This window comes from Citrobacter sp. KH_055_1, assembly GCF_057838705.1.
Genome location: NZ_CM174473.1, coordinates 1,744,981 through 1,765,663 on the forward strand (window position 1 = coordinate 1,744,981; position 20,683 = coordinate 1,765,663).

19 protein-coding genes are annotated in these 20,683 nt (G+C 50.7%); 7 read left to right on the top strand and 12 right to left on the bottom strand.

The genetic code is table 11. From position 1 onward, the window contains the following. Positions 1-85 precede the first annotated feature (85 nt). The 3 genes from AC3ITF_RS08095 (at position 86) to AC3ITF_RS08105 (ending at position 2,654) form a co-directional block, all read left to right on the top strand. On the top strand, positions 86-1,384 hold the full coding sequence (locus tag AC3ITF_RS08095) for an AppA family phytase/histidine-type acid phosphatase (protein WP_489176301.1): 1,299 nt from the start codon (positions 86-88) through the stop codon (positions 1,382-1,384). 119 nt (positions 1,385-1,503) lie between these two features. Further along, positions 1,504-1,827: a heavy metal-binding domain-containing protein gene (locus AC3ITF_RS08100; RefSeq protein ID WP_096756544.1), complete on the top strand. Its 324-nt coding sequence runs from the start codon at positions 1,504-1,506 to the stop codon at positions 1,825-1,827. Next, entirely contained in the window at positions 1,824-2,654 is an 831-nt protein-coding gene (locus AC3ITF_RS08105; protein ID WP_146717006.1) for an N-acetylmuramoyl-L-alanine amidase, read from the top strand. The genes AC3ITF_RS08100 and AC3ITF_RS08105 overlap by 4 nt, the downstream gene beginning before the upstream one ends. On the opposite strand, the gene AC3ITF_RS08110 is transcribed toward AC3ITF_RS08105, so the two are convergent. The 4 genes from AC3ITF_RS08110 to poxB all read right to left on the bottom strand — a co-directional run bounded on the left by AC3ITF_RS08110 (position 2,651) and on the right by poxB (position 7,960). After that, positions 2,651-3,664 carry an NAD-dependent epimerase/dehydratase family protein gene (locus AC3ITF_RS08110; RefSeq protein ID WP_096756546.1) on the bottom strand — a complete coding sequence of 338 codons (1,014 nt, stop codon included), beginning with the start codon at positions 3,662-3,664 and terminating at the stop codon, positions 2,651-2,653. The genes AC3ITF_RS08105 and AC3ITF_RS08110 overlap by 4 nt on opposite strands. Positions 3,665-3,762: 98 nt before the next feature. Then, the gene (locus AC3ITF_RS08115; protein WP_117343251.1) at positions 3,763-5,193 is read right to left on the bottom strand and encodes an SDR family oxidoreductase; all 1,431 of its coding nucleotides are present in this window, start codon (positions 5,191-5,193) and stop codon (positions 3,763-3,765) included. A gap of 10 nt (positions 5,194-5,203) precedes the next feature. Then, positions 5,204-6,205: a low-specificity L-threonine aldolase gene (gene ltaE / locus AC3ITF_RS08120; RefSeq protein ID WP_489176302.1), complete on the bottom strand. Its 1,002-nt coding sequence runs from the start codon at positions 6,203-6,205 to the stop codon at positions 5,204-5,206. A 36-nt stretch (positions 6,206-6,241) separates the two neighbouring features. Continuing rightward, entirely contained in the window at positions 6,242-7,960 is a 1,719-nt protein-coding gene (gene poxB / locus AC3ITF_RS08125) for a ubiquinone-dependent pyruvate dehydrogenase (RefSeq protein WP_117343253.1), read from the bottom strand. Between the two features lie 151 nt (positions 7,961-8,111). On the opposite strand from poxB, the gene AC3ITF_RS08130 reads away from it, so the two are divergent. Then, positions 8,112-8,546 carry a DoxX family protein gene (locus AC3ITF_RS08130; protein WP_096756550.1) on the top strand — a complete coding sequence of 145 codons (435 nt, stop codon included), beginning with the start codon at positions 8,112-8,114 and terminating at the stop codon, positions 8,544-8,546. Positions 8,547-8,620: 74 nt separating this feature from the next. Here the strand turns inward: AC3ITF_RS08130 and AC3ITF_RS08135 are convergent, their stop codons facing one another. After that, a complete protein-coding gene (locus AC3ITF_RS08135; protein WP_489176303.1) occupies positions 8,621-10,237 on the bottom strand; it encodes an FAD-NAD(P)-binding protein in 1,617 nt (538 codons plus the stop codon). A gap of 653 nt (positions 10,238-10,890) precedes the next feature. Between AC3ITF_RS08135 and AC3ITF_RS08140 the strand changes: the two genes are divergently transcribed. From AC3ITF_RS08140 to AC3ITF_RS08150, 3 genes are all read left to right on the top strand, one after another. After that, positions 10,891-11,343: an NUDIX hydrolase gene (locus AC3ITF_RS08140; protein ID WP_135911762.1), complete on the top strand. Its 453-nt coding sequence runs from the start codon at positions 10,891-10,893 to the stop codon at positions 11,341-11,343. Between the two features lie 156 nt (positions 11,344-11,499). Continuing rightward, positions 11,500-12,204, top strand: coding sequence for a class I SAM-dependent methyltransferase (locus tag AC3ITF_RS08145; protein WP_489176304.1), 705 nt, complete (start codon positions 11,500-11,502; stop codon positions 12,202-12,204). A gap of 129 nt (positions 12,205-12,333) precedes the next feature. Further along, positions 12,334-12,774, top strand: coding sequence for a GNAT family N-acetyltransferase (locus AC3ITF_RS08150; protein ID WP_489176305.1), 441 nt, complete (start codon positions 12,334-12,336; stop codon positions 12,772-12,774). A 325-nt stretch (positions 12,775-13,099) separates the two neighbouring features. Here the strand turns inward: AC3ITF_RS08150 and AC3ITF_RS08155 are convergent, their stop codons facing one another. The 7 genes from AC3ITF_RS08155 to aqpZ form a co-directional block, all read right to left on the bottom strand. Continuing rightward, positions 13,100-14,587 (bottom strand): hypothetical protein, encoded by a 1,488-nt coding sequence (locus AC3ITF_RS08155; RefSeq protein ID WP_489176306.1) that lies wholly within the window; start codon positions 14,585-14,587, stop codon positions 13,100-13,102. A 58-nt stretch (positions 14,588-14,645) separates the two neighbouring features. Then, entirely contained in the window at positions 14,646-14,849 is a 204-nt protein-coding gene (locus AC3ITF_RS08160; protein WP_489176307.1) for a hypothetical protein, read from the bottom strand. Between the two features lie 106 nt (positions 14,850-14,955). Then, complete coding sequence (locus AC3ITF_RS08165) at positions 14,956-15,576, bottom strand: hypothetical protein (RefSeq protein ID WP_489176308.1); 621 nt, start codon at positions 15,574-15,576, stop codon at positions 14,956-14,958. A gap of 330 nt (positions 15,577-15,906) precedes the next feature. After that, on the bottom strand, positions 15,907-16,875 hold the full coding sequence (gene hcr / locus AC3ITF_RS08170; protein WP_096756555.1) for an NADH oxidoreductase: 969 nt from the start codon (positions 16,873-16,875) through the stop codon (positions 15,907-15,909). A gap of 11 nt (positions 16,876-16,886) precedes the next feature. Continuing rightward, a complete protein-coding gene (hcp, locus tag AC3ITF_RS08175; protein WP_096756556.1) occupies positions 16,887-18,539 on the bottom strand; it encodes a hydroxylamine reductase in 1,653 nt (550 codons plus the stop codon). A gap of 154 nt (positions 18,540-18,693) precedes the next feature. Continuing rightward, on the bottom strand, positions 18,694-19,593 hold the full coding sequence (locus AC3ITF_RS08180) for a LysO family transporter (protein WP_096756557.1): 900 nt from the start codon (positions 19,591-19,593) through the stop codon (positions 18,694-18,696). A 269-nt stretch (positions 19,594-19,862) separates the two neighbouring features. Beyond that, positions 19,863-20,558 (bottom strand): aquaporin Z, encoded by a 696-nt coding sequence (gene aqpZ, locus AC3ITF_RS08185; RefSeq protein WP_168246947.1) that lies wholly within the window; start codon positions 20,556-20,558, stop codon positions 19,863-19,865. Positions 20,559-20,683 lie beyond the last annotated feature (125 nt).

The window sequence follows — 20,683 nt, forward strand, 5'->3', positions numbered from 1 at the left end:
ATGATTTGGCTGTCGACAAGATAAGACGTTCGTCCTGTCGTGTGCGGGCTTCTGATTATTCATTAACGACGAGGTGGTGCTGGTAATGAGTACACTGATCATTCGTTTATTGTTCTTAACGATTATATTGGCCCCTGTTTCATTACGCGCCGATGAACAGAGCGGAATGCAGCTTGAGCGTGTTGTCATCGTCAGTCGTCATGGCGTCAGGGCACCGACAAAGTTCACGCCGCTTATGCAGCAAGTCACTCCCGACCGCTGGCCGCAATGGGACGTTCCTCTGGGGTGGTTGACTCCTCGCGGCGGGGCACTCATTACTGAGTTAGGACGGTATCAACGTTTACGCCTGGCGGACAAAGGTCTGCTGGATAATAAAACGTGTCCAACGGCAGGGCAGGTCGCGGTCATTGCCGATAGCGATCAACGTACCCGTAAAACGGGTGAAGCATTCCTGGCAGGACTGGCCCCGAAATGTAAAGTACAGGTTCATTATCAACAAGATAAGTCAAAATCTGATCCCCTTTTTAATCCCATCAAGGCGGGGCAGTGTTCGCTGAACACATCGCAGGTGAAAGAGGCCATCCTGACCCGGGCTGGCGGAAGTCTTGATGAGTACACGCGCCACTACCAACCCGCATTTCAAGCCCTGGAGCGGGTGTTAAATTTCTCCCAGTCAGAAAAGTGTCAAATAGCCGGGCAGCCTGCTCAATGTACGCTAACCGACGTCTTACCTGCTGAACTCAAGGTCTCTCCAGAAAATATATCGTTGTCAGGCTCATGGGGACTGGCTTCAACCCTGACGGAAATCTTCCTGCTGCAACAAGCACAAGGGATGTCGCAGGTGGCCTGGGGGCGTATTCATGGCGATAAAGAATGGCGTACATTATTAAGTCTGCACAATGCGCAGTTTGACCTTCTGCAGAAAACCCCGGAGGTTGCCCGTAGCAGGGCCACACCGTTACTTGATTTGATACGTACAGCACTCGTAACACAGGGGGCAACAGAAAATAAATACGCAATTCAGTTGCCCGTCTCTTTGTTGTTTATTGCGGGGCATGACACCAATCTTGCCAATATCAGCGGGGCATTAGGCCTTAACGTGTCTCTGCCCGGTCAGCCAGATAATACGCCGCCGGGTGGAGAGTTTGTTTTCGAAAGGTGGAAACGGGTCAGCGATCATTCTGATTGGGTGCAGGTTTCTTTTATGTATCAGACATTGCAGGAAATGCGTGATATGCAACCTTTGTCGTTGCAATCGCCTCCCGGAAAAATTGTGCTGCCCTTAGCGGCCTGCGATGAGAAAAATACGCAGGGAATGTGCTCATTAAAAAATTTTTCTGCACTGATTGATTCCGTTCGCGTGTCCGAATGTGCTGAGAAATAATATTTTTACTGCATCATTTCGGTCATGTTGAAAATTAAACAATCGGAACCTTTCAATGATAGGGTATCGGTTCGATAATGCTTTAAGGCAGCGTTGTTAGCGTAATAAGGAGATATACCATGCAGTTTTCGACCACCCCTACGCTGGAAGGGCAAAGCATCGTGGAATACTGCGGTGTGGTAACCGGTGAAGCGATTTTAGGCGCGAATATCTTTCGCGATTTTTTTGCTGGGATCCGGGATATTGTCGGCGGTCGCTCTGGCTCATACGAAAAAGAGCTGCGCAAAGCGCGTGAAATTGCCTTTCAGGAACTCGGCGAACAGGCGAAAGCGTTGGGAGCAGATGCGGTCGTTGGTATTGATATTGATTACGAAACCGTGGGTAAAGATGGCAGCATGCTGATGGTGAGCGTCAGCGGGACTGCGGTGAAAACTCGCCGATGAAGCGTCTGTTATGGCTGCTGGCATTTGCTGTGTTGCTGACGGGCTGTGCCCGCGAGCCAGGGATTGTCGACAAAAACGGGTATCAACTGGATACCCGACGCCAGGCGCAGGCGGCATATCCACGCATTAAAGTGCTGGTAATTCACTACACGGCTGATGATTTTGACTCATCGCTGGCCACGCTGACGGATAAAAACGTCAGCTCGCACTATCTGATCCCGGCAGTACCACCGCTGCACGGCGGCAAGCCGCGGATCTGGCAGCTGGTCCCGGAAAAGGATCTGGCCTGGCATGCAGGGATCAGCTTCTGGCGAGGCGCTACGCGGATTAACGACACGTCGATTGGGATTGAACTGGAAAACCGTGGCTGGCAAAAATCAGCGGGCGTGAAATATTTTGCGCCATTTGAAGCGACGCAGATCCAGGCGTTGATCCCGCTTGCAAAGGACATTATTGCCCGCTACGACATCAAGGCGCAGAACGTGGTGGCGCATGCGGATATCGCTCCGCAGCGTAAAGACGATCCCGGCCCGCTGTTTCCGTGGCGTGAACTGGCGGCGCAGGGTATTGGCGCCTGGCCGGATGCTCAGCGCGTCGCGTTTTATCTTGGCGGACGCGCACCCCATACGCCGGTGGACACCGCATCGTTACTTGATTTGCTGTCGCGCTACGGCTACGAGGTGAAACCGGACTTGACGCCGCGTGAACAGCAGCGGGTGATTATGGCGTTCCAGATGCACTTCCGCCCGGCGTTGTGGAACGGCGTGGCGGATGCCGAAACGCAGGCCATTGCCGAAGCGCTACTGGAGAAATACGGGCAAGGTTAACGCGGCAGCTTACCGTGGTCGCGCAGCCAGGCCGCGGTACGCTCAATCCCTTCATCCAACGTCACGACAGGCTGATAACCCAGCTCTTCCTGGGCACGGGTGGTGTCCAGCGTAAAGTCAAAATTGAGCTTTGAGACACCGTAGTGTGTGAGCTTGGGTTCTTTTGCCGATTTATTCCCCAGACGCTCCATGCTGCGGGCAATCATGTCCAGCATTGGATAAGGCACGGAGCGGATGCGGCAATCAATATTCAGTTCGTCAATCAGCTTCTGCACGATGCTGCGCAGCGTGCGATGCTCACCGTTGGTAATGTTATACACACGACCTGATGGCAGATTGTCACAGGCTTCCTGACTTGCCAGCCACATCGCGTGAATCGCATTTTCATAGTAGGTCATATCCACCAGTGCGCTGCCGCCGTGTGGGAGCAGGACGCTGCCATAGTGATGCATCATGTGCGCCAGGCGAGGGATAAAAACTTTATCATGCGGGCCAAACAGGCTCTGCGGACGCAGTACCGTAAAGCGAGTTTGCGGATTGGCCTGGGCTAACAGCGCAATCACGTCTTCGCCGGCTGCTTTACTGCGGGCGAATTCGTTGGCGAAGCGGTGAGGTCGAAAGTCCTCTTTGATATCGCGATGGTGGTGATAATCAAAATAGAGCGACGGGGAGGAGATATGAATAAAGTTACGCACGCCCCAGGCAACCGACCACTCGCCCAGACGGCGGGTGGCGCGGACGTTAGCCAGGTCAAAGGCTTCCTGTGTTCCCCACGGCGAGGTAAAACTGGAACAGTGCCATAGCGTGTCGATGCCTGCGAGCATCACTTTTGCTTGCGAAGAGACCAGCTCGGTCAAATCCGCATGCACAAATTCTGCGCCCATTTTCTCCAGCAACTTACCCATCGCTTCGTTGCGACCGGTAGCTCTGACGCTGATGCCTTTCTTGCGTAAAAACTCAACCGCGTTTCGGCCTAAGCCGCTGGTGGCTCCGGTAACCAGTACCTTCATATCAATCCGCTGTGTTTAATAGAACTTCGTGCGCATTCTTCCGTGAATTACGCCTGTATGCAATGGGAAACATGAAAGAATACAGCCTCTTTTTGTCTTTAGTCTGTGATTTGTTCTGCAAGTTTGGCGATACGCTTTGCCATCCCCCTGAAAATAAACAGGTGAGCCGGGATCATCAGCAGCCAGTAGAACAGACCGGGCATACCGTGCGGGTGCCACCAGGCGCGGACGTCAATGCGACGGCGATCGCCTTTATCTTCCAGGGTAAAACTCAGACGACCGAGTCCTGGCGCCTTCATACCAAATAACAGTGTTAGCTGTTTCTCCGGTTCGACGATAATAACCTTCCAGCTATCCACGGTATCGCCGACCTGTAAAAGCGGACGCTCCGGCCGACCTTTTGCCAGTTTATGCCCCACCAGCAGATCCATGGCTGCGCGCGTCTTCCACAGAATATTGCCAAAGAAATAGCCCTCTTTGCCGCCGAGGCGATTCACCACTTGCCACAGCGCCTTCAGGCTGGCGGATGTCTCGACGCTAAACCCGGCCTGTTTGGCGAAATAGCCGTATTCCGGTCGCCAGCGGGCAAAGGCCTGCGCGTCGTATCCCCACTCGCTGGAGTCGACCAGTTTCTCTTCTTCCTTCAGCGTGCTGCGTACCGCATCGTCAAAGGCGATGAGCTTTTGGGGGATCAATGCCCTCAGTTCGGTGTCATCGGCCAGCAGATCGTGTTTCAGGCCCTGTATCAGCGCCTGGGCGGTCGTCGGTGGAACCGAGGTGATCACATTTAAAAACCACACTGAAATCCAGCGGGTCGGGAAAGGGATGGGGATAAGCAGGCGATGCTTGCCGCTGACCGCCATAAAATGTTCGAACTGCTCTTGATAGCTTAATACTTGCGGCCCCGCCGCTTCGAGTACGCGGTGGCCGTTTGCCGGGTGCGCCAGCAGCGCAACTAAATAGTACAGCAGATTCTCCAGTGCAATCGGTGTGGTACGCGATCGTACCCAGCGCGGCGGGGTGAGTACCGGCAGGTTGTAGACCATATCACGCATCACCTCAAAGGCCGCAGAGCCCGCGCCGACGATAATACCCGCCCGTAACTCCGTAACCGGGACGCCAGATTCGCGCAACGTGTCAGCCGTTATCTGCCGTGCGCGCAGGTGATCGGACTGTTCATGCTTGGGGGCCTGTAAGGAGCTCAGGAAAATCAGCTGGTTGACGGGCGTATGGCGCAGGGCGTCGCGGACATTCTGCGCCACTTGACGCTCGTGGGCGATAAAATCACCGCCTTCACCCATCCCGTGCACCAGGTAATAGACCGTATCAACGTCGGCCAGCAGCGGTGTCAGGGTATCTGGTTCGTTTAAATCAACCTTATGACAACTGACGCCGGGCAGTTGCTGTTTGTCCAGTCGCTCGATGCGACGTGCCGCCGCCAGTACCTGATGCCCTTGCTGGCTGAGCGCTTTTACCAGATGTTGACCAATGTAACCACTGGCGCCAAGTACCAAAATCCGTTGCGGCACGCCGGTCTCCTTAGCGGTTTAAAAAAGCACGCCAGTGAGCGGCGACTTCAGCAAGCTGTTCACGCGAAACGTCCAGATGCATCACCAGACGCACAATCGGCGAGGCGTTAATCAGCACGTCTTTAGATTTCATGTACTCGCCCAGCGCAGCAGCGTGTTCTTCACCCACGCGGACAAACAGCATATTGGTGTCGTGACGCATAACGTCGGCACCCGCTTCACGCAATTGTTCTGCCATCCAGGCAGCGTTGTCGTGATCCATTTGCAAACGCGCCACGTTATTTTTGAGCGCATACAGCCCGGCAGCCGCCAGAATACCGGCCTGGCGCATACCGCCGCCGGTCATCTTGCGCCAGCGAATCGCACGTTTGATGTAATCATGGCTGCCGACCAGCAGTGACCCGACCGGCGTCCCCAGCCCTTTGGAGAGGCAAATGGTGAACGAGTCACAATATTGGGTGACGTCCTTAAGCTCACAACCGTAGGCGACGATGGCGTTAAAAATACGCGCGCCGTCAACGTGCAGCGCCAGATTTCGTCCGCGGGTGAATTCCCAGGCATCCTTCAAATACTCACGCGGCAGCACTTTACCGTTATGGGTGTTTTCCAGACTGAGCAGGCGGGTACGGGCAAAATGAATATCGTCGGCTTTGATTTTAGCGGCGACTTTGTCCAGCGGCAGCGTGCCATCCGGCGCGGCGTCGATAGGCTGTGGCTGAATGCTGCCGAGCACCGCGGCACCACCGGCTTCGTATAAATAGTTATGCGCGCCCTGGCCTGCGATGTACTCCTCGCCGCGCTGACAGTGGCTTAGCAGCGCCACCAGATTTGCCTGGGTGCCGGTCGGTAAGAAAATAGCCGCTTCTTTACCAGAAAGTTCAGCGGCATACTGCTGAAGGGCATTGACGGTAGGGTCGTCGCCGTAGACGTCGTCCCCGACCGGGGCCGCCATCATCTCTTCCAGCATGGCACGACTCGGGCGGGTGACAGTATCACTACGTAGGTCGGTCACGGGCATTCCTTTTTAAGTGAGGTAATGCCCACTGTTTTACCTTAGCCAGTTGGTTTTCGCCAGTTCGATCACTTCATCACCGCGTCCGCTGATGATAGCGCGCAGCATATACAGGCTGAAACCCTTCGCTTGTTCGAGTTTGATTTGCGGCGGTATGGCGAGCTCTTCTTTCGCGACCACCACGTCGACCAGCACCGGGCCATCAATCGACAGCGCTCTTTGCAGCGCCTCGTCGACGTCCGACGATTTTTCCACGCGGATACCGGTGATCCCGCAGGCTTCGGCAATGCGGGCAAAGTTGGTGTCGTGCAGTTCCGTTCCGTCGGTCAGATACCCACCGGCCTTCATCTCCATTGCGACAAAGCCCAGCACGCTGTTATTGAACACGATGATTTTCACCGGCAGCTTCATCTGCACCACCGAAAGAAAATCGCCCATCAGCATGCTGAAGCCGCCGTCGCCGCACATGGCGACCACCTGGCGTCCGGGTTCCGTTGCCTGTGCACCCAGCGCCTGCGGCATGGCGTTCGCCATCGACCCGTGATTAAACGACCCGAGCAGGCGGCGCTTGCCGTTCATTTTCAGATAGCGCGCGGCCCACACCGTGGGGGTGCCGACATCGCAGGTAAAGATGGCGTCATCAGCGGCGAAGTGGCTGATTTGCTGCGCCAGATACTGCGGGTGAATGGCTTTTTCGCTGGGTTTGGCTAAATCATCCAGTCCTTTGCGCGCATCGCGATAATCACTCAGGGCTTTATCGAGGAATTTGCGGTCGGTTTTTTCTTCTACGAGCGGCAGCAGGGCACGCAGCGTGGCTTTGATATCTCCAACGAGCGCCATATCCACCTTGCTGTGCGCACCAATGCTTGCCGGATTGATATCAATCTGAATAATTTTGGCGTCGGTGGGGTAGAAGGGGCGGTAGGGGAACTGGGTGCCCAGTAAAAGCAGCGTGTCGGCATTCATCATGGTATGAAAACCGGATGAAAAACCGATCAGTCCGGTCATACCCACATCGTAGGGGTTGTCATATTCGACGTGCTCTTTGCCGCGCAGGGCGTGGACAATCGGCGCTTTGATTTTTGCGGCAAACTCCACCAGCTCTTTGTGCGCACCCGCGCAACCACTGCCGCACATCAGCGCAATGTTGCTGGAATAGCGCAGCAGCTGCGCCAGTTTTCTCATCTCTTCTTCCGCCGGGGTGACCACCGGTAACGGCGCATGATACCAGTGCGTGCTGGCACTTTCCGGCGCGGCTTTCAGTGCAACATCGCCCGGGAGCACGACGACTGACACACCGCGGTTTAACACTGCTTTGCGCATGGCAATCGCCAGCACCTGTGGGATCTGTTCAGGGCTGGAAACCAGCTCGCAATAGTGGCTACATTCGCGGAACAACTCTTGCGGGTGGGTCTCCTGAAAATAGCCGCTGCCAATTTCACTGGAGGGGATATGTGCGGCAATCGCCAGCACTGGGACATGGTTGCGGTGGCAATCAAACAGGCCGTTAATCAGGTGCAAGTTTCCCGGTCCACATGAACCGGCACACACCGCCAGTTCACCGGTCAGTTGCGCTTCCGCGCCTGCGGCGAAGGCGGCAACTTCTTCATGCCGGGTTGGCATCCAGTCGATCGTTCCCATGCGATTGAGACTGTCACTAAGACCATTCAGTGAATCACCCGTTACGCCCCAAATACGTTTCACACCAGCCTGTTCAAGCGTTTTAGCAATAAAAGCGGCAACCGTTTGTTTCATGGTTTTCCATCTCCTTTAATGTGATACCGGTTACAAGTTTAGATGAAGATAATAGTTATGCTTCTCATTACCCCTTATTTTCGGCAGCTTACATTTGACGAAGATAACGCGTAGCTTGACTGTGGACATGGCAAACAAGGAACGAATTCAAATGGTTACGAACTTATTAAATGCAGTAAATCGCATGCTGACGCATGAGGACTTTGGCAAGTTTTTGTTACGCCTGGCGGTGGGGGGACTGATGCTGTTTCACGGTCTGCATAAACTGTTTGCCGGAATTGATGGCATTAGCGGCATGCTAATAGCGAAAGGTTTTCCGGGTTTCATTGCTTACGGCGTTTTGCTTGGCGAGGTGCTGGCACCGTGCCTGATTATTCTCGGCATTCTGACGCGTCCGGCTGCATTAGGGTTGGCATTCACTATGGTTGTCGCGTGGCTGATGGTTGGAATGGGTGAAACCTGGTCGCTGGATAAAACCGGCGCATGGGCTATTGAAAGCCTGGTGTATTTCTTTATTGGCGCACTGGCGGTGGCATTTTTGGGTGCTGGAAAATACGCATTGGGTGGTCAGTCGGCCTGGCGCTAGTTTGCCATCGGACGACAAATGCGGAGGCGACAACGTGGTTACATTGCTGCTCGCCTCCTGATTCTATCAGGTCGTTAGTCTTCCTCGTTACGGTCCCAGCGTTTTCGCCGACGTCCCACTGTGCCTTGTGTCAGGGCGTTTGCCATCGCTGCGCCGATTTCAGCGCTGACGACCAGACCCTGAATAAAAGGGCGGTCGTGCATTAGCCATGGCAGCCCGCCAAAGGCGATGCGACCACAGGCATCCTTTGGCGCACGTAGCGTATAATTTTCGCTGATATCCGGGATCTCATCACCACAGGCGAGGAGTTGATGGCGCAACGTGGGGAACGGGATATCTTTGCTCTTCAACGCTTTTTGCCCTCGGGCATCAATAAACACATCAAATTCGCTACGCTGATTGTTGTGGTAAATAACCGTCATACCTTGCTCATTTTGGCGTTGATAATCTGAGCCCAGCGCGAGGATTTCAATTAACCCGGCCTCATGCAGCGCCAGCAGGCGGCGAATGGATTCCGAAGGGATCGCCGCATAGTTATCGATAAACACGCGTGCCAGACCGTGCTTGAAGCGTTCTCTGTCGCCATCGTCAAGATGAGGCACGACCTGTTCGATAACCTCATGCAGCCGCAGCAGGGTATAGCGCCACGTGACGGTGCGTTGCTCTCGCTTGTTGCGTTCGACTTCCTGCAGGTTGCGTTTCGCCCAGTCAAAAGGATTGTGCTGAATTCGGTCAGCAAAATAGATGTCAGAAAACGTATCGGCCGTCAGCGTCTCAAGCGCTATCTGCTGGCTCCACTGCGGTGCCGCGTCTTGCAGCTGTTTGACGATAAGCAAGAAGAGGCGATCCAGTAATCCGCGTTGGCCCTGCTCAATGACGTGTTCAATCGCCTGACCGGTGGCGATGTTCAGCGGTTCATAAGGGAGAGGGCAGTAAAAATCGGCCTCCGGCAGCACACCGCTGCGTGACATCAGAGTCAACTTCAGGCTTTGACTACCGGGTTTGCGCGTAAAATGGAGGGTGTTATCAGCATCGGTGGTGAAGGCGCCATGTTGACTGACCACGGCTACTGCCGCATCGATAGCGCTTAACGACGTACCCAGAATGCCCACTCTGCAGGCGTTAATTTGTGCGTCCATCAGGCCGGTCCACGGGCTGGGGAAAAACTCACGTGGTGTGTCGTCTCCCTCAGGCCACAGATGGCCGGTGGCGATAACTGCAAAATCCACCTCGACAGGTTGTGGTGCGTGGTTTACCCACAACGTAACACCCTGCGGGTTTGCGCGCAGATCGGTGACTTCGCTGGACTCATGAACACAAACCTCAAAACCGGACTCACGGGCTTTATCGACAATGGCTAAAAAGCGATCGCGAAAATAGTCGCCAAGGATCACGCGGGGTAAAAATTGCCGTTCATGCAATGACGTGCGTTCTATACCAAATTGTGTCAGGTAGTCATCGCTTTGGTTTTGTAGCCACGTCAGATAGGTGATGTAAATCGGCGGGATTTCAATACTGGCAATATTCGCCAGCATATGGTCCGCGTTATTGTCGTTGTTGTAAGGCATGCCCACACCCGCTTCTTCCGCTTGCTCGTAGAGTTGCACGGTCATCGGTTCACCGCGTTCAACCAGGGCATGGAAGGTATAGATTCCAGTGGGGCCGACGCCGACGATGGCCACTTTTTTCATGGGGATCCTTGTTTGAAAAGCTCGACGATGGTTGGGGATATTGATTAGTTTGTGAATGTTAATTGTGGTTGAAAAATTGAGGGGTGAAATGTTTATGCTCACCTTTTTGCGACTACGATCCCCACACAGATTCACCAATTTCTCAGTAACCTGTTAAAAATAAAAGTCTTTACGCCATAGGTTATGTACCTAATCGCGTACCAGCACGCCTGCGCTGAATTTGAGCGGCAAGGGGTTGCGGGAGGCCGGGTTTGATACTGGAGTTGGTGGTGAAATCGGCGGTATCAGGGCTCATCCCCGAGTAGCCCGGACGAGGTGCATCAGTACCGACTCTGGGGACGTTCCCGGCGTCACTTCGTTCGGCCGGGCTACCCGAAGATACTTTTGTCAGCAATCTGAACCCAGCGATAGGCTGGATTTTTTAGGGGGCGGTGTTGATGTTGGAAAATGTCGAACTCAAGAATACTTTTGCGAAGAGTACCATTTTTTCAAAAAATTGAGTTATTGGTGGCAGTCTGCTTTGAGCAAAGAGAAGACGATAAACGCAGTTGACGTGGCAAGAAAAAGTATTCTCAATGTGTACTTGCAGACTGCAATTTATGTTTAGATGAACATCCGAAATAAGAGTTTAAATTTTATTTAAGAGGGAAGATATGCGTACTCGCCCTGCCTCTCGATTGATAGTCCTTTCACCTGAAAATCATGTTCTGCTCTTCAGGTTCTGCCATAAAGATGATGCTCTGGAAGGGAAAACATACTGGGCAACGCCAGGGGGAGGACTTGAGCACAACGAGTCTTTTGAGCAGGCGGCGTTACGTGAATTATTTGAAGAAACGGGCCTGAAAAGAAGAACTACAGGACCACAAATAGCCTCCAGAACCTTCCCTATGATGCTGCCAAGTGGTGAAAACGTTCTTGCTGAAGAACGTTTCTTTATTATTAGTGCAGATAAATCAGATATTGACCGATCAGGTTGGAGTAACAACGAAAAAGAAGTCATTCGCGATCACTACTGGTGGAACTTAGAAGAGCTCAGACAGACCAATGAAATCATCTTCCCACTCGATTTGATAATTAACATACTTGAAGGCTTTCCCAGCACTTAACCCTCTGAACGGCTTGGATTTCGCTTCTGGAATGAAGCGGCCCTTGAAGAGTCGTGAAGTCTACTGATATTACTGGCACCCAGGCCCATAAACTTCACTTCATCGACAAATGGCGTAAAACGTGAAGCGGATTGTTGCAAAAAAGGCATCTTCAATATGAATCCCTATGAAAATCAATACAGGCAACTGATAGCAAACGGAGCTGTCGCTTGGGCTGGCGAAGGTTATATTAGGGCAAAAAAACAGCAGGAAAAAATCTTTCATTGGCTCAATTTACATCACTATTTACCCCGGTCAGGTGCGTCGGTACTTGAAATGGGGTGTGGTAACGGAGCTATGGCATCACAGTCCCTTGCTGAACGAGGGTATTCTGTGTGGGGTGTGGATTTTTCTGAGACTGCTATCAGATGGGCAGAAAAGCGTTTTCAGCAAGCTGGTATCTCCGCACAATTTTTTGTCGGAAATGTTTGCTGTATACATCAATGTAAGGACTCAACGTTTGAGTTGATTATTGACGGCAGTTGTTTGCATTGCCTGATAGATAATGACCGGGTTCTCTTTTTCGCAGAGGTGAAGAGATTGCTCAAACCCGGAGGTCGTTTTGTGATCAGTTCCATGTGCGGAACCCCCGGTTATTCGGCCGACATTAGTTCTTATGATCCGGTCAGGCACCATTTAGTGAAAGATGGTCAACCCTGGCGTACTCTGAAACCACTCCCGGCTTTAATTGATGAGATACAGAAAGCACAATTTAACGTGCTTGCAATAAGAGTGAATAACAATGCGTGGTGGGATCATGCCACACTGGTATGTTTGGTGAACTCATCACTCGGTGATTTGCAACAAGTATCGAGTGGTTAAAAGCTGACTTGGATCCGCTTTGAGCAAGAGGCGGACATCAGCGGCAATTTTACTCAGGATTCTATATCCTCAGAGAATATCACTGCCTGATCATCAAAACTAAACTGTCTCAAGCATGGAATAAGACAAATGAATATAAGGACAAGATTAGCTCTATCCACTGATATAGAGGGTATTTTTGAAGTCAGAACTTCGGTTAAAGAAAATCATCTCAGTCGAGAAGAAATGGAGCAGATGGGAATTACCGAGAGCGTTGTCACCGATATGATTGAGAAAAGTCATTGCGCATGGGTTGCCGTAGATGACGGAAAAGTGATTGGTTTCTCGATGATTTTGTCAGATGAAGGATGTCTTTTTGCGGTCTTTGTTCTCCCTGAATATGAAGGCAGAGGTGTAGGTCGCAGCCTTGTTGACCTCGCAGAGCAGGAATTATTCAAACACCATAAGGCAGTCTGGCTTGAAACCGACAAAAACAGTCGTGCGGCAAAATTTTACATGCGACTGGGCTGGGTTAAAAAAGAAAATATTAGTGAATCTGATATTAGATTGGAGAAACCCCGCTGCGTTTAAGCAAAGATCCTCTTCTTTAATATCCGCTCCTGGCACGCAGCGGACATTGCTGACTGAGCTGAAGGTCCGCTGTGAGCGAGGAGCGGACATAGGTTGAAACAAGGTTGTTCTACAGAGTACGATTGCAATTGATTTCATAAAATTAGAAACCATGATTATAGTATTGCTATCCAATAACCCTTGATAGTAGGAAACCATACATTCTCCCCCCCATATTTACTCTAAAACACTTAGCTTATTATAGGGGGGAAGGATTTAATAAAGACAATCTATGCAATAAAATTAGGCAACATCATTTTTTACTATCAATATGCATATTTTTAATTTAATCACCACGTCTTAATAGATATATTATTCGTTCATTTCTCTTAAGCTCATCAGCTAATGCATTCATTTTGATATTATACCATTCATAAAACGACAAGCTATTATGTCGCTCACCATTAATTAATTTTTCGTACCAATGAAATCCTGATAGGTTATATCTATCAATTATTTCCTGAAATATTGACTTAATATTAAGTCGCCATAGGCTAAATATCACCCCCTCGAAAAAATTATTTTTATCAAAATAATATTTAATTTCAGTATGAAATGCCTTTTTATCTTCATAAACCTTGTTAAAATATAATGATTTTTCTCTAAGAATATCTTTATACATCTCAAAATAACTTGGCTCCTTATGAAAATCATAAAGCGAGCATATCTCTGCAAGCTTTTCAGGGGACAATGCATCTAAAAAATCTTGAATTACAGTTCTCTTTCTTTTTATTGCATCGAAATGGTCCTCACCATAACTTCCTCTCAGTGAATATTTAGTGTGATTATTGCCACGCTGATTTATTCTGGCTAGGTATTCTTCAAATGGATTTAATTTATTTAACACATCAAAGAAAAGAATTAAATCATTTATATCTAAATGGATAGGCTTGTTATCAATCTGAATTATGCCATTAATACAATAATTACAATCAATCAATTTAATTATCTTACTATACTCATTGCTGCTTAACTTATACTTGTTAATTATTTCTTTTTTCGCCAGCTTATAATAAGGCTCCGCTTTACCAAGGAATGGTTGCATATCATATGCTGCAGATATGATGTCAAAATAAGATAGGTGGGCGGTAATGTTACACCATGAGTATTCATATTTTACCTCTCTAATTAGATCATCTAGAAAATGCATAACTTTCCTCAGAAATGTAAATCTAATTTTTAGGGCGTGAATACTAATTAACGGAGTGTCGACTAAATGCACTTTACTAATGGTATCTGAAGGGTACCTAAAAGTCTGGCCCGTGGGATCAATTTCAGCAATGTCTGATATGATTTCAGACACGAGAAGAATGACATCTAAAAATCTACGGTCGATTATTGGTGCGTACTCGCCTATTAAATCCCAGAAAATCCCAATATCATGTGTAGTCGATTCCTTTACATCAGGAAAGGCGTGCAAACTTTTTTTAAGTGATGGGGTTGCTTTTATTTTAATAGTTCTATGTTCTTCAAGAGCAACTTTTCTATATTGTGATAATTTTTCTAATGAACCCCAAAACTCCTTTAATTGTAACTCAATCGCATGCCTCATATTAAAACATATAGGATAAACCAGATAATCGACGCTATTTAATACTTCATCACTTTTAAGAGCGAGATCTATAAGAGATAACGCAGCACTTGAGTATCCTATTGAATAATCCATATTTGATCTGGGCATACCCTCTGGAGCAAAACTTCCATTTTCCCCAACAGTGGCATTAGCACTAGAAAAATCTCCATGTGCACCAAAAAAAGTGCTATTTTCTGTCATGTGACAACCTTATTTTAAAAATATAAAATGGTAATATTAATACTTTGGAGAAAGCATTTTAGCCGACATTCATAAAAATATTTTGCTTCAGCACGGCTGCGGTTTCCATGTGCGGATGGCGTTCGGCCAGTTCAGCTTCAGGTTCGTCGGCGGCCTGAATAAACAGCTCTGTGGTGTCATTTATGGTTATGTAGTCCCCACCTCTGAATTGTTCAGGGGTGCCAAGCATTTCTCGGGCCGATTTTTGGGAAATAGTCGTCATCGTTTATACTTTTCTCTTTGGTCGGCGGACCGAATGGCCACACCAGCGCACAGTTTCTGTCTACATTAGCAACAGTTCGCAGGCGATGTAATATTTATCATTAATTTTAACCCCCTTCACTAGTGCGCCACACGGTGCCGGTTTCCTTCTTGAGACGCTCTATGTTTTTATAAAGCTGGTCGTGAATGTGCTCATTAACAAACGTAACCAGTGCGTCCCAATGATTATTCCCACCAACATGCACATCAATAGTCATTCCGAGCCTGATCTCAAACTCAGTACCATCAAATCCAATCTCCGGATAAGTGTTAATGGATTCATGGTCACCATTGTGGGCGTAGAGCTTGTTACGCATTCTCATGACTTCATCATGAATATCGCCCAGTTCATCCGGGATCTTGCTTCGTTCAATCTTGTACGTGCCCTTGCTCTCAGTGAATAGCCGCCCATAGGTCACGATAAAAGCCGTGGTTCTGGATGAGTTTTCCAGGTACCACTCAGTGGTCGCCTCAAACTCAACTTTCCCCAGTTGCTGGTGGTCATACGTCAGCTGTACAGCTGTCTGCATAGCTTTAATCAGCCCATGGATCTTGCGTAGAGTTCTATCAGCCTTTTGCAGCTTCTCGTTTGCTGTTTCTTGCATAGTGCGGATCCATTCAACGAACTCAGGGGGCAATTTGTCTTTCGGGATGGCGATAATCCCCTCATTAGGCAATACGTTTTCCATCAGGCGGCCCCTCTCTTAATCGTTTGTACGTTTTGCTCGGCGCGGACCATGGCTACCAGCATGCGGCCGCGCTCCCATTCTATAGCCTTGAAGGTATTTATCCACCAGTTCCGGCAGGCGTACAAAGTCGTCCTCTTCTCTGCAGCTGCGCGGCTGGTATGAAGTGGCCACATTATTAGATGTGCTTCCAGAATCAAAACGTCCGCTGTTGGCACATGGCAGACAATCACCTCAACATACACAACCTGCAAATCACCATACGTGCCTCACAAGCAAAAAAAAGGCCGCCCAGCATAACCAGGCAGCCTTTTAATCTCAGATGCTCAGCAACTACGCCAGCACTAAATCACCCTGCGGGTGGCAGGAGCAGGCCAGTACGTAGCCTTCGGCGATTTCCGCATCGGTTAGCGTCATGGTGCTGGAAACCGTGTAGTTACCATCAACCACTTTGGTTTTGCAGCAGCCGCACACGCCTGCACGGCATGCGGCGACAACCGGCACTTTATTGCTTTCCAGTGCTTCCAGTAGCGTGCTGCCTACCGGCGCATAAAATTCTTTTGCCGGTTGTAGCTTGGTGAACTTCAGACCACTGGTGGCGGCTTCCGCTACCGGCGTGAAGAACTGTTCTTTAAAGAAGCGCGTTACGCCGAGCGCTTTCACTTCTTTTTCGACCAGATCCATGTACGGAGCAGGGCCGCAAGTCATCACGGTACGTGAAGTTAAGTCCGGTACGCTTTTCAGCAGGTCGGTGGTCAGTCGGCCAGAAACAAAGCCATGGGTGGCATTGTTTTCAGCGACCAGCGTCACCGGATACTCGCGCCATTCGTCGGCAAAAATGACATCTTCCGGCGAACGAACGTTAAAGATCACCTGCACATCGGCCTGCGGACGGTACTTCGCCAACCAGCGACGCATCGACATGATAGGCGTCACGCCACAGCCGGCCGCCAGCATCAGGAACTTGTCTTCTGCTTTATCTTCACAGGTAAACTCACCCATGGCATCAGACAGCCAGATATAGTCGCCGCGCTTCACGTCACGGGTTAGCCACTGTGAACCCGCACCGTCGTCAATGCGGCGGACGGTCAGCGTGATGTACTCGCTAACGCCTGGCGTTGAAGAGATGGTGTAGGCACGCAGCGTCTCCGCTGAGTTACGTACGCTGACCAGTGCATACTGCCCGGCACGATAAGGATAATAATCGTGGCACAGCAACGAAATCGTCCATACATCCGGCGTTTCCTGATGGATGTGATGAACCTGCATCCGCCACGGGCACTGATGGGTTGGCATTGTCATGACTTAACTCCTTACGCGCTCAGCAGCTGCTTCATGTCTTCTTCAACGGTGGTCACGGAACGCAGACCGAATTTCTCGTTGAGCACAGCCAGCAGGTCCGGCGTGAAGAAGCCCGGTGCAGTCGGGCCAGTGACGATATTTTTCACGCCCAGAGACAGCAGGGTCAGCAGAATAACAATCGCTTTCTGTTCGAACCAGGAGAGCACCAGAGACAGCGGCAGGTCGTTCACGCCACAGCCCAGTTTCTCAGCCAGGGTCACCGCCAGGATGATGGCAGAGTATGCATCGTTACACTGACCGGCATCAACCAGACGCGGCAGACCTTCGATATCACCGAAATCCAGTTTGTTGAAACGGTATTTACCACAGGCCAGGGTCAGGATCAGGCAGTCGTCCGGTACGCTGGTGGCGAAATCGGTGAAGTAGTTACGTTCGCCGCGTGCGCCATCGCAACCGCCGACCAGGAAGATGTGACGCAGTTTTTCGCGGCTCACCAGGTCGATCAGCGTATCAGCAGCACCCAGCAGCGTCTGACGACCGAAACCTACGGTGATCAGGTGTGGGATTTCGCTGTACGGGAAGCCTGCCATTTGTTGTGCCTGCGCGATAACCGGACCAAAGTTGTCGCCTTCGAGGTGGCTCACACCCGGCCAACCGACGATGCTACGGGTCCAGATGCGGTCGTCGTATGCACCAACGGTTGGATCGATGATGCAGTTAGAGGTCATCACGATTGGGCCAGGGAAGCGGGCGAACTCAACCTGCTGATTCTGCCAGCCACTGCCGTAGTTACCGATCAGGTGTTTGAATTTACGCAGTTCCGGATAGCCGTGTGCTGGCAGCATTTCACCGTGGGTGTAGACGTTAACGCCGGTGCCTTCGGTCTGCTCCAGCAGATTGTATAAATCTTTCAGGTCGTGACCTGAAATCAGGATGCATTTACCTTCGGTCGCTTTAACGTTGACCTGAGTTGGGGTTGGGTGACCGTATTTGGTGGTTTCACCAGCATCCAGAATGCTCATCACTTTGAAGTTCATCTGGCCGATTTCCATAGAGCACTCCAGCAGAGCGTTCATATCGGAAGGCCAGGTACCCAGCCACGCCATGATTTTGTGGTACTGCGCGTAGATATCGTTGTCGTACTGACCCAGAACGTGTGCGTGCTCCATGTAAGCTGCCGCACCTTTCAGGCCGTACAGGCACAGCAGACGCAGGCCGAGAATGTTCTCGCCGATAGTCGCTTTGTCTTTGTTCGGGGTAAATTCAGCCGCCTGGCGCTGCAGGTCGCCCAAATCGTCGCTCACTAGCTGCAGGTCAGCCATTGGGTTTTCAACCGTTGCGTTGGCATCAATGTTCAGACACTGCGCTTTCAGGGCGTCACGCATGGCGATGGCTTCACGGGCATAGCCGACGATACGTGGGGAGTCGAAGTTAACGTTGGTCAGGGTAGAGAAGAATGCGCGCGGGGCAAAGTTATCCACTTCATGATCGATGATACCGTATTCACGCGCTTTAACAGCCCATGCAGACAGACCTTGTAGGGAAGCAATCAGCAGATCCTGCAGATCGGAGGTTTCTGCTGTTTTACCGCACATACCTTGCGCGTAAGAGCAGCCGTTCCCTGCCGGAGTACGGATGGTTTGTTCACATTGCACACAAAACATGGTCACACCTTTTAAAGTTATATTTAATATACATGTTTAAGATTATGCCTGCGCGCGAAGGGATTAAAGGGATTTCTGCTACTACTTGCAGGGAGATTGATTTAGCGCAATTTTGGCGGTAGGTGACTACCGCCAGAGGGGTATTTGTGCTGTATCAGGCGGAGAAAAAGGCCATCAACAAAGGCACTAGCAGACTAAGAATAAAGCCGTGAACGATGGCCGCAGGTACCATTTCCAGCCCGCCGCTGCGTTGTAAAACGGGTAGGGTGAAATCCATTGAGGTGGCGCCACACAGTCCTAATGCGGTGGAACGACTGCGGCCGACTAAGCCCGGAATCAGCATAATGGCGATCAGCTCACGAGCCAGATCGTTGAAGAAGGCGGCGCTGCCAATGACGGGACCGAATGACTCGGTCAACAGAATGCCGGACAGGGAATACCAGCCAAAACCCGAGGCCATCGCCAGCGCGGTTTTCAGCGGCAGTCCGAGGATCAGCGCATTAATCACGCCAGCCAGCATTGAACTTGCCACCACGACGACGGCCACAATCATCCCCCTACGATTCAGCACAATCTGTTTTAAGGTCATGCCGCTGTTACGCAGTTGGATACCGACCAGGAACAATAAAAAGATCAGCGTATATTCGCTGGCTTCGGTGGCGTGCTGTAAGAATGAGAACCCGGTGAGTCCCAGCAGAAACCCCAGCACAACAACGCCACAAAGTTGTAGCGACTCCAGCGCCATGGCAATGCGTGATGGCAGCTTTTCCTGCCGATGGTTGTGCCGCCAGGGAAGTGAACGCTCGAGCCACAACAGCGCGGCGATATTACATAGCAGAATGACCGTCACGCTGACCGCAGAATAATGCAATATCGATAACAGATTGCTGGCGAGATTATCCAGAAACGCCAGACTGATACCCATAAAGAAGAGAATAAGGTAAACGATCCAACTCAACAGGCGATTGATGAGTTTTAATGCCGCTCTGTGCCTAAGCGGAATAAGATAGCCCACAATAAGTGGAATCAGAATGATTAACAGCCCTGAAAACATGAAAACCCGGTCCTTGCTGAGAAGTAAGACGAAATGCGCCACTATAGCCTAAATAATTCAAGTTGCAGGAAGGCGGCAAGGGAGTGAATCCCCGGGAGCGTACATAAGTACGTGACTGGGGGGAAAGAGCGCAGCCAACACATCTGCAACTTGAAGTATGACGGGTATACACACTACTGAAAGCAAAGAGGGGAGTAAAGTTGCAAATAAAAGGAAATAAAGCGGGGAGGAAAAGACCTGACGTAATGCCAGGTCTTTTTCGTTATCGATTAATCACGTTTTTCCAGCAGCGTGCGATAAATAAGGCCACCGATGATCCCGCCGATAATCGGCATAACCCAGAACAGCCACAGCTGTTGTAACGCCCAACCGCCCTGGAAGAGGGCTACCGCGGTGCTACGCGCCGGGTTTACAGAGGTGTTAGTCACCGGAATACTGATCAGGTGAATCAGGGTCAGTGCCAGACCAATAGCAATCGGTGCAAAACCTGCCGGAGCATGTTTATCCGTGGCGCCATGGATCACTAACAAGAAACCTGCGGTCAGCACAATTTCAATAACAATGGCAGAAAGCATGGAATAACCGCCTGGCGAATGTTCGCCATAGCCGTTTGATGCAAAACCGCTGGCCGTGGCGTCAAAGCCTGCTTTACCGCTGGCGATCAGATACAGCACCGCTGCCGCAACAATCCCGCCGATAACTTGCGCAACAACATAACCAATCACGTCTTTTGCCGGGAAGCGACCGCCCGCCCACAGGCCTAATGTCACGGCCGGGTTAAAATGGCCGCCTGAAATATGTCCCACGGCGTATGCCATGGTTAATACTGTCAGACCGAATGCCAGTGCGACACCGGCAAAACCAATTCCTAACTCCGGGAATGCTGCGGCCAGCACGGCGCTTCCGCACCCACCAAACACAAGCCAAAACGTACCGAAGAATTCAGCTGCTAATTTCCTGAACATAACCACCTCAATTAAAAGTTCCGGGTTCGTTTTCCTGGCCCGGTATTTCATCGCTAAAAGGGACGATGATTAAAGAGCGTGTATTCTAGAAAAAAATATCATCCCTTTGCCACTTAAATTAATGA